The following is a 6661-nucleotide window of genomic DNA, read 5'->3' as shown; positions in this document are numbered from 1 at the left end:
CCCCATGTTCGATCAGCCTGCATTGCGTGCCAACGCGCACCCGCCCTCCCCCCAACGCCGCAGCCTGGTGCTGGGCGCGCTGGCCGCCACGGCTGCAGCCGCCACGCCCAGGGCCTGGGCGCAGGCCGGTGCCGATGCACCGGTGCGGCTGGTGGTGCCATTCACGCCCGGCACGGGCATCGACCTGATTGCGCGGCAGATTGCGCAGCCGCTGTCTGACCGGCTCAAGCGCCCGTTTTTTGTGGAGAACAAGGCGGGTGCGTCCGGCATCATCGGCACGCAAGAGGTGGTGCGCGCTGCGCCCGACGGCACCACGCTGCTGGTCAGCGTGAACACACTGGTGATGAACATGGCGCTGTACCCCAAGCAGGGCTTCAACCCGCTGACGGACCTGGTGCCGGTGAGCCAGACGAGTTGGGGGCAGCTGCTGCTGGTGGCGTCCGCCGGGTCCAAGATCGAATCGCTCAAGGACCTGATGGACCGCGCCCGGGCCAAGCCCGGCTCGCTCAACTACGGCTCGCCCGGTGCGGGCACTCCGCACCACCTGGCCATGGAGCTGCTGAAGAACCGGGCCAAGATTTCGCTCACCCACATCAGCTACCGGGGCACCGCCCCGGCCGTGACAGACCTGCTGGGCGGGCAGATCGACGCGATGTTCTTGCCCATCCACGTGGCCTTGCAGCACGTGAAGGCGGGCAAGCTGAAGGCGCTGGCCATCAGCTCGGACACGCCGCACCCGCTGCTCCCCGAGGTGCCGTCGCTGGGCACCCTGAAGCTGGGCGACCTGAACGTGGACATGTGGTACGGCGTGTTTGCCCCCGCAGGCACGCCCCGCGCGATGGTGGACCGGCTCAACACCGAGCTGCGCGACGTGCTGGCCTCGCCCGCCGTGGCCAAGTCGTTCGAGACCCAGGGCATGACGCCCGCCCACAGCTCGCCAGACGCCTTCCAGAAGCTAGTGACGGCTGACGCCAAGCGCTGGGCCGACCTCATCAAGGCCCAGGGCATCACCGCCGAGTAACCACGGTCACTCGCACCACGCAGCAGCGCGCAGCACTGCACAACATCGCACCGCAGCCCGCACCGAACCGAATCGAACAAAACCAACAATATGAACCAGCAAGCAACCGTGGCGCCGCAGCGGGACGCCGAAGTGATCATCGTGGGCGGCGGCCCGGTCGGCATGGGCCTGGCCATTGAGCTGGGCCAGCGCGGCGTGAGCGTGATCGTGGTGGAGCGCTATGTGCAGCCCCAGCCCATCCCCAAGGGCCAGAACCTCACGCAGCGCACCATGGAGCACTTTCATTTTTGGGGTGCTGAAAAGCAGCTGCGCGCAGCGCGCACCATTCCGGTGGAATACGGCATTGGCGGCCTGACCGCACATGGCACGCTGCTGGGGCCCTACAGCTACGACTGGCTGCAACGCGACCTGGTCAAGCCCTACTACTTCACGGCCAACGAGCGGCTGCCGCAGTACGCCACCGAGGCCGTGCTGCGCCAACGCGTGGCCCAGCTGCCGTCGGTGCAGACCCTTTACGGCTGGGAGACCAGCACCGTGGCGCAGGACGATGCGGGCGTTTCCGTCACCATCCAGCAACGTGGCGACGGCAAGGCCCAGCGCGTGCTGCGCGGCGCCTATGTGGTGGGGTCGGACGGAGCGCGGTCGGTGGTGCGCGAGCAGGCGGGCATCAGCCACACCCGCACCGACCACGACCGCATGATGGTGCTGCTGGTGTTCAAGTCGCAAGGCCTGCACCAGTTGCTGGAGCGCTACCCCGGCAAGTCTTACTACAACGTGCTGCAGCCCGAGCTGAAGGGCTACTGGAAGTTTCTGGGCCGGGTGGACCTGGGCAGCACCTGGTTCTTTCACGCCCCGGTGCCGCCGGGCACCACCAAAGACAACTTTGACTTTGCCGCCTACCTGCACGAAGCGGTGGGCGCGGAGTTTGAGGTGGAGTTTGAGCACATCGGCTTTTGGGACCTGCGCTTCATGCTGGCCGACAGCTACCGCAAGGGCCGCGTCTTCATCGCGGGTGATGCCGCCCACAGCCACCCGCCCTATGGCGGCTATGGCGTGAACTCGGGCCTGGAAGACGCGCGCAACCTGGGCTGGAAGCTGGCCGCCGTGCTGCAAGGCTGGGGCGGCGAGCGCCTGCTGGACTCGTACGACGCCGAGCGGCGCCCGGTGTTTGCGTCCACCATCAATGACTTCATTGCGCGGTCCATCGAGACAGACAAGGAGTTTCTGGACACCCACGACCCGGCGCGGGACCGGGCCGCGTTTGAAGCCGCTTGGCAGGCGCGCGCGCAGGGTGCCGTGGGCGAGGTGCATGCGTTTGAGCCGCACTACGAGGGCTCGGGCATCGTGTGGGGCAGCGAGGGCCGCGCCAGCAGCGCCAAGGGATCGCACCGGTTTGAGGCGCGGCCTGGCCACCACTTGGCACCCGCCACGCTGCCCAGCGGGCGCAATGTGTTTGAGGAACTAGGCCCGGGCTTTTCGCTGCTGGTGGTGGGCGGCGACGGCGCCCACGCGCCATCGGTGCAGGCCTTTCGCGAGGCGGCGGCGGGCCTGGGACTGCCGCTGCGGCTGGTGGACTGTGGTGACGGGGGTGAAGGCACCGAGCCTGCGCGCTATGGCGCACCGCTGGTGCTGGTGCGGCCCGACCAGTTTGTGGCCTGGACGGCGCCTGCTGGCGGCCCCGTGGTGACCGCAGCGCAAGCCCGCGACGTTCTGGCGCGCGTTGTGGGGTAGCCGCACGGGCGAGGCCGCTGCGTTAGCGGCAACGCCCCAGCCCGGGAGTGATCCAGGCCAGGGCGCGATCCAGGCCAGGGCGCCAGGCAGCCAATCGCTCAGGCGGCCTTGCGCAGCGCGGCGGGCGCCACCGGTGCTTGCTGCCCGTCGCGCTCTGCCACCTTGGCGCGCACCAGGGGCAGCAGCTCGCGGCCGTACTCGATAGCGTCCACCAGCGGGTCAAAGCCACGGATCAGGAAGGTGGTGATGCCCAGGTCGTAGTACTTGAGCAGTGCGTCGGCCACCTGCTCGGGCGTACCCACCAGCGATGTGGAGTTGGACCGGCCGCCCAGCTCGCGCGCAATGGCCGTCCACAGGCGTTCGTCCACACGGTCGCCCTTGGCGGCGTCGGCCAGCAGGCGCTGCGCGCCCTCGCTCTGCTGCGGGCCCACGCCGCGCGAGTAGCCTTGACTCACACGCAAACGGCGCGTGTCTTCCAGAATGCGCTCGGCCTTGGCCCAGGCTTCGTCCTCGGTCTTGCCCAGGATGGGGCGGAACGAGATGCTGAAGTCCACATGCCGGCCCTGCAAGGTGGCCTCGGCGCGCACACGGCGCACCAGGTCGCCCGCCTGGGCCAGCGACTCGCCCCACAGCGCATACACGTCGGCATGTTTGCCGGCCACCTGCAGCGCGGGTGCAGAGGCACCGCCAAAGTAGATAGGCACGCGCTGGCCTTGCAGGGGCTTGACTTCCGACACCACGCCCTTGGCGCGGTAGTAGGTGCCTTCGTGGTCAAAGGGTTTGTCTTCGGCCCACACGCGGCGCAGAACGGTGAGGTATTCGTCGGTGCGCGCATAGCGCTCGTCGTGGTTCAGGAAGTCGCCATCGCGCTGCTGGTCTTCGTCCGAGCCGCCGCTGATGTAGTGCACGGCCAGGCGGCCGTTGGTGTAGTGGTCCAGCGTGGCCAGCTGGCGCGCGGCCAGCGTGGGCGCCACAAAACCGGGGCGGTGCGCCAGCAAGAACTTGATCTTGTCGGTGACCGATGCCGCGTACGTGACGGTCAGCAGCGTGTCGGGGCTGGACGAGCTGGCAGGCACCAGGATGCGGTCAAACCCCGCGTGCTCGTGCGCCTGGGCAAACACGCGCACATAGGCGGGGTCCACCGCCGGGCCCTTGCGGGCGATGGTTTCAGAGACTTCGTGCGGCTGGATCATGCCGATGAACTGGACGGGCATAGCGGGCTCCTGTGGCGATGGGGTGAAACAAGGTTGGGTGAATGGTTGGCAACGTCACGCGTGCGGGACTGCAGCCATGATCTGCCCGCCCCTGGCGCGCGCCAACGAAGAAAAACGCGTTTGCAAAGTTGTGCGGCGCATAGGCCCCGCTGAACACGGCGATGGGGTGCACCGCCGGCGTGCGCGCCGCTATGCTGTGGCGGGTTGCCATCCAGACTCCGCAGCCTGGCCGCCAGCGTCGGCATGGTCGGCCAGTGCGTTGCAGACCTGCACGCCTAGCCCTGGCCTCTGACCGCTGGCTCCTCGCTCCTCGCTCCTCACTCCTCACAATGGCCAGCCCACTTCGCATCCAGAAAGGACCCAACCCACCATGCTCTCGCACGTTTTTGTTGGCATCACAGATTTCGAGCGCGCCCTGGCGTTCTACCGGCCGGTGCTGGCCTCGCTGGGCATACGGGAGCGCTTTTGCGAAGCCGAGCGGCCCTGGGCGGGCTGGGAGTCCACCCCCGGCCCCCGGCCGCTGTTTGTGATTGCCCGCCCGTTCAACGGCGAGGTGCCCCACCCTGGCAACGGGCTGATGGTGGCCTTCATGGCCGCCACGCGCAGCCAGGTGGACGCGGCCCATGCGCTGGCGCTGAGCCTGGGCGGCCAGTGCGAGGGCCGACCCGGGCTGCGGCCCGAGTACCACGCCAACTACTACGGCGCGTATTTTCGGGACCCGGACGGCAACAAGCTGTGTGTGGCGTCGCACGGACAGGCGTAGCGCAGGGTGGCGCCTGGCGGGCGGGAAGCCCCTGCGCTGCTTATCTAAGGAAAAATGGCCTCAAGCGCTAGTCGATAAAACGCTGGCTGCTATTCTTTTAAGAGCAACCTGAACGCGACCCAGGCGTTCGCTCGCAGCCCGGTGGCAACACGCTGGTGGCGGGCGCTGTCAGTGCGGGAAGCCGCCCCGCACCAGCCGCACGGGCTCTGCGTCCATGCGGCGAATCAGCGCCTGCAGGCCATCGCCCGCAGCGTTGGCAGCTACATCGGCAGGAGGCAGCTGCTGGGCCGCTGGCGCAGTGCGGCAGACCAGATCGTCCTCCGACCATGCGGCCTTGCCCGGCTGGCCCCGTGCGCGCAGCCAGCCCGCACGGTCTGCGATGAGCTGGTGGCCGGGCAGGTCGCTGGCGGGCACCCCCAGCACCAGGGCCAATGCCAACGGCGCTGCGGTATCGGTGGTCAGGCATTCCGCATCGGCGGCAGCAGCATCGGGAGTGTGCGGCGCGCCGGGCCCGGGGTGCGCCACCACCAGCGAAACAAGGCGTGGATCATCGGCAGGCAAGGGGCTGCCGCTGCCTGGCAGCACCACGCGCAGCCGCTGCCCCACCAGGCTGCGCGCCGTGTGCTGGCGCCCCTGGCGGCACAGCACGGCCACGTCGGGCAGGCGCACGGGGCGGTCCCAGGTGCCCGATTCGCGCAGCATCTGGCCTGCGGCATGGGCTTGCAGGTAGTCCAGCACCTCCCACACCTGCGCGTCGGTGAGCTGCGTGGTGTCAAAGCCGGGCATGGTCTGCGCGCCGTTGCGACCCTGCATGCCGTGGCGCACGCGCCAGAAGAGTTCGCCGTCCAGCCGCTTCCACAGCAGCGCGCCGTTCAGGTTGGGCGGCCACATGGCCAGCCGGGCTGCGTCGGGCCCTTCGCCGTTGGCACTGGCGCCATGGCAGCGCACGCAGTGCTGCTGGTACACCGCCTGGCCACGCACGATGCCCTGCGCAGTGAAGCCCGTGGGTGACTGGTGCAGGCTGGTGGCCACAGCAGGCGTCAGCAGCAGGTGGCGATGGGGCCAGGGCGCAAACACCACCAGTGCAGCGGCCAGCCACCACAGCGGCCTGCGGCCGCGCCGCCACGCCGCTGAAGTCGCCATCGCCAGCAGCGCCGCACCCACACACAGCAGCGACAACAGCACGCGCCGCGCGTGGCCGGCGTCCACCACCAGCATCTCGGCGGCCACACGGTGCGCAAACGGCCAGGCGGGCTGGCCGTGCACATCGGGCGCCAGGCCCACCGCATGCAGCAGCGCGCGCAGGCCCTGCTGGGTGGCCTGCAGGCCTTCGAGCAGTGCGGCCAGCCACTCGGGCGGCAACGACAACCAGGCCAAGGCGGTGGCTACCAGCTGGCGTCCAGCCCCAGCAACGCCAGCGCCTCGTGGCGCAGGGCCGCCAGGCGGGGGTCGCCCCGGTGGCGCGGGTATGGCAGGTCGTTGACCAGCACCTGCTTGACGCGCGCAGGCCGGTCAGAGAACACCACCACGCGCTGCGCCATGAACAGCGCTTCTTCCACATCGTGCGTGACGAGCAGGGCAGAGAAACCCGCACGCTGCCACAGCTGCACCAGCTCTGTCTGCATGGACAGGCGGGTGAGCGAGTCGAGCTTGCCCAGCGGCTCGTCTAGCACCAGCAAGGTGGGGTCGTTGACCAGTGCACGCGCCAGCGCCACGCGCTGCGCCATGCCGCCCGAGAGCTGGTGCGGGAAGGTCTTGGCAAAGTCCTGCAGCCCGACCAGGGCCAGCGCTTCGTCCACGCGGTGGCGCTGGGATTTGAGGATGCCCCGCGCCTGCAGGCCCAGGGCCACGTTGTCCCACACGGTGCGCCAGGGGAACAGCGTGGGGTCCTGAAACACCACGATGCGCGACGGGTCGGGCTGGGTGATGGGG

At 69.1% G+C, this 6661-nt stretch carries 6 protein-coding genes; 3 read left to right on the top strand and 3 right to left on the bottom strand.

The features are described 5' to 3' along the window. The first annotated feature begins 4 nt into the window (after nucleotides 1-4). Both DBR23_RS07115 and DBR23_RS07110 read left to right on the top strand, forming a co-directional pair. Nucleotides 5-1021, top strand: coding sequence for a tripartite tricarboxylate transporter substrate binding protein (locus DBR23_RS07115; RefSeq protein ID WP_108497774.1), 1017 nt, complete (start codon nucleotides 5-7; stop codon nucleotides 1019-1021). Nucleotides 1022-1111: 90 nt separating this feature from the next. Beyond that, nucleotides 1112-2752 (top strand): FAD-dependent monooxygenase, encoded by a 1641-nt coding sequence (locus DBR23_RS07110; protein ID WP_108497773.1) that lies wholly within the window; start codon nucleotides 1112-1114, stop codon nucleotides 2750-2752. A 98-nt stretch (nucleotides 2753-2850) separates the two neighbouring features. On the opposite strand, the gene DBR23_RS07105 is transcribed toward DBR23_RS07110, so the two are convergent. After that, on the bottom strand, nucleotides 2851-3966 hold the full coding sequence (locus tag DBR23_RS07105) for an LLM class flavin-dependent oxidoreductase (protein ID WP_108497772.1): 1116 nt from the start codon (nucleotides 3964-3966) through the stop codon (nucleotides 2851-2853). 370 nt (nucleotides 3967-4336) lie between these two features. Between DBR23_RS07105 and DBR23_RS07100 the strand changes: the two genes are divergently transcribed. Beyond that, the gene (locus DBR23_RS07100) at nucleotides 4337-4729 is read left to right on the top strand and encodes a VOC family protein (RefSeq protein WP_108497771.1); all 393 of its coding nucleotides are present in this window, start codon (nucleotides 4337-4339) and stop codon (nucleotides 4727-4729) included. 168 nt (nucleotides 4730-4897) lie between these two features. Here DBR23_RS07100 and DBR23_RS07095 read toward each other — a convergent pair whose 3' ends face one another. Next, nucleotides 4898-6106, bottom strand: coding sequence for a cytochrome c (locus DBR23_RS07095; RefSeq protein ID WP_233250312.1), 1209 nt, complete (start codon nucleotides 6104-6106; stop codon nucleotides 4898-4900). Between the two features lie 8 nt (nucleotides 6107-6114). Further along, the coding region (locus DBR23_RS30360) for an ABC transporter ATP-binding protein (protein ID WP_108497778.1) at nucleotides 6115-6661 on the bottom strand (547 nt) is incomplete at its 5' end.

Source organism: Acidovorax sp. HMWF018, from assembly GCF_003061035.1.
Taxonomy (GTDB): Bacteria; Pseudomonadota; Gammaproteobacteria; order Burkholderiales; family Burkholderiaceae_C; genus Acidovorax; species Acidovorax delafieldii.
This window is presented reverse-complemented; position numbering and strand designations above follow the sequence as displayed.

What these genes read in the sequence shown, in the direction of transcription:
- DBR23_RS07115 (WP_108497774.1), top strand. Translation starts at nt 5, where the DNA reads ATGTTCGATCAGCCTGCATTGCGTGCCAACGCGCACCCGCCCTCCCCC.
- DBR23_RS07110 (WP_108497773.1), top strand. Translation starts at nt 1,112, where the DNA reads ATGAACCAGCAAGCAACCGTGGCGCCGCAGCGGGACGCCGAAGTGATC.
- DBR23_RS07105 (WP_108497772.1), bottom strand. Translation starts at nt 3,966, where the DNA reads ATGCCCGTCCAGTTCATCGGCATGATCCAGCCGCACGAAGTCTCTGAA.
- DBR23_RS07100 (WP_108497771.1), top strand. Translation starts at nt 4,337, where the DNA reads ATGCTCTCGCACGTTTTTGTTGGCATCACAGATTTCGAGCGCGCCCTG.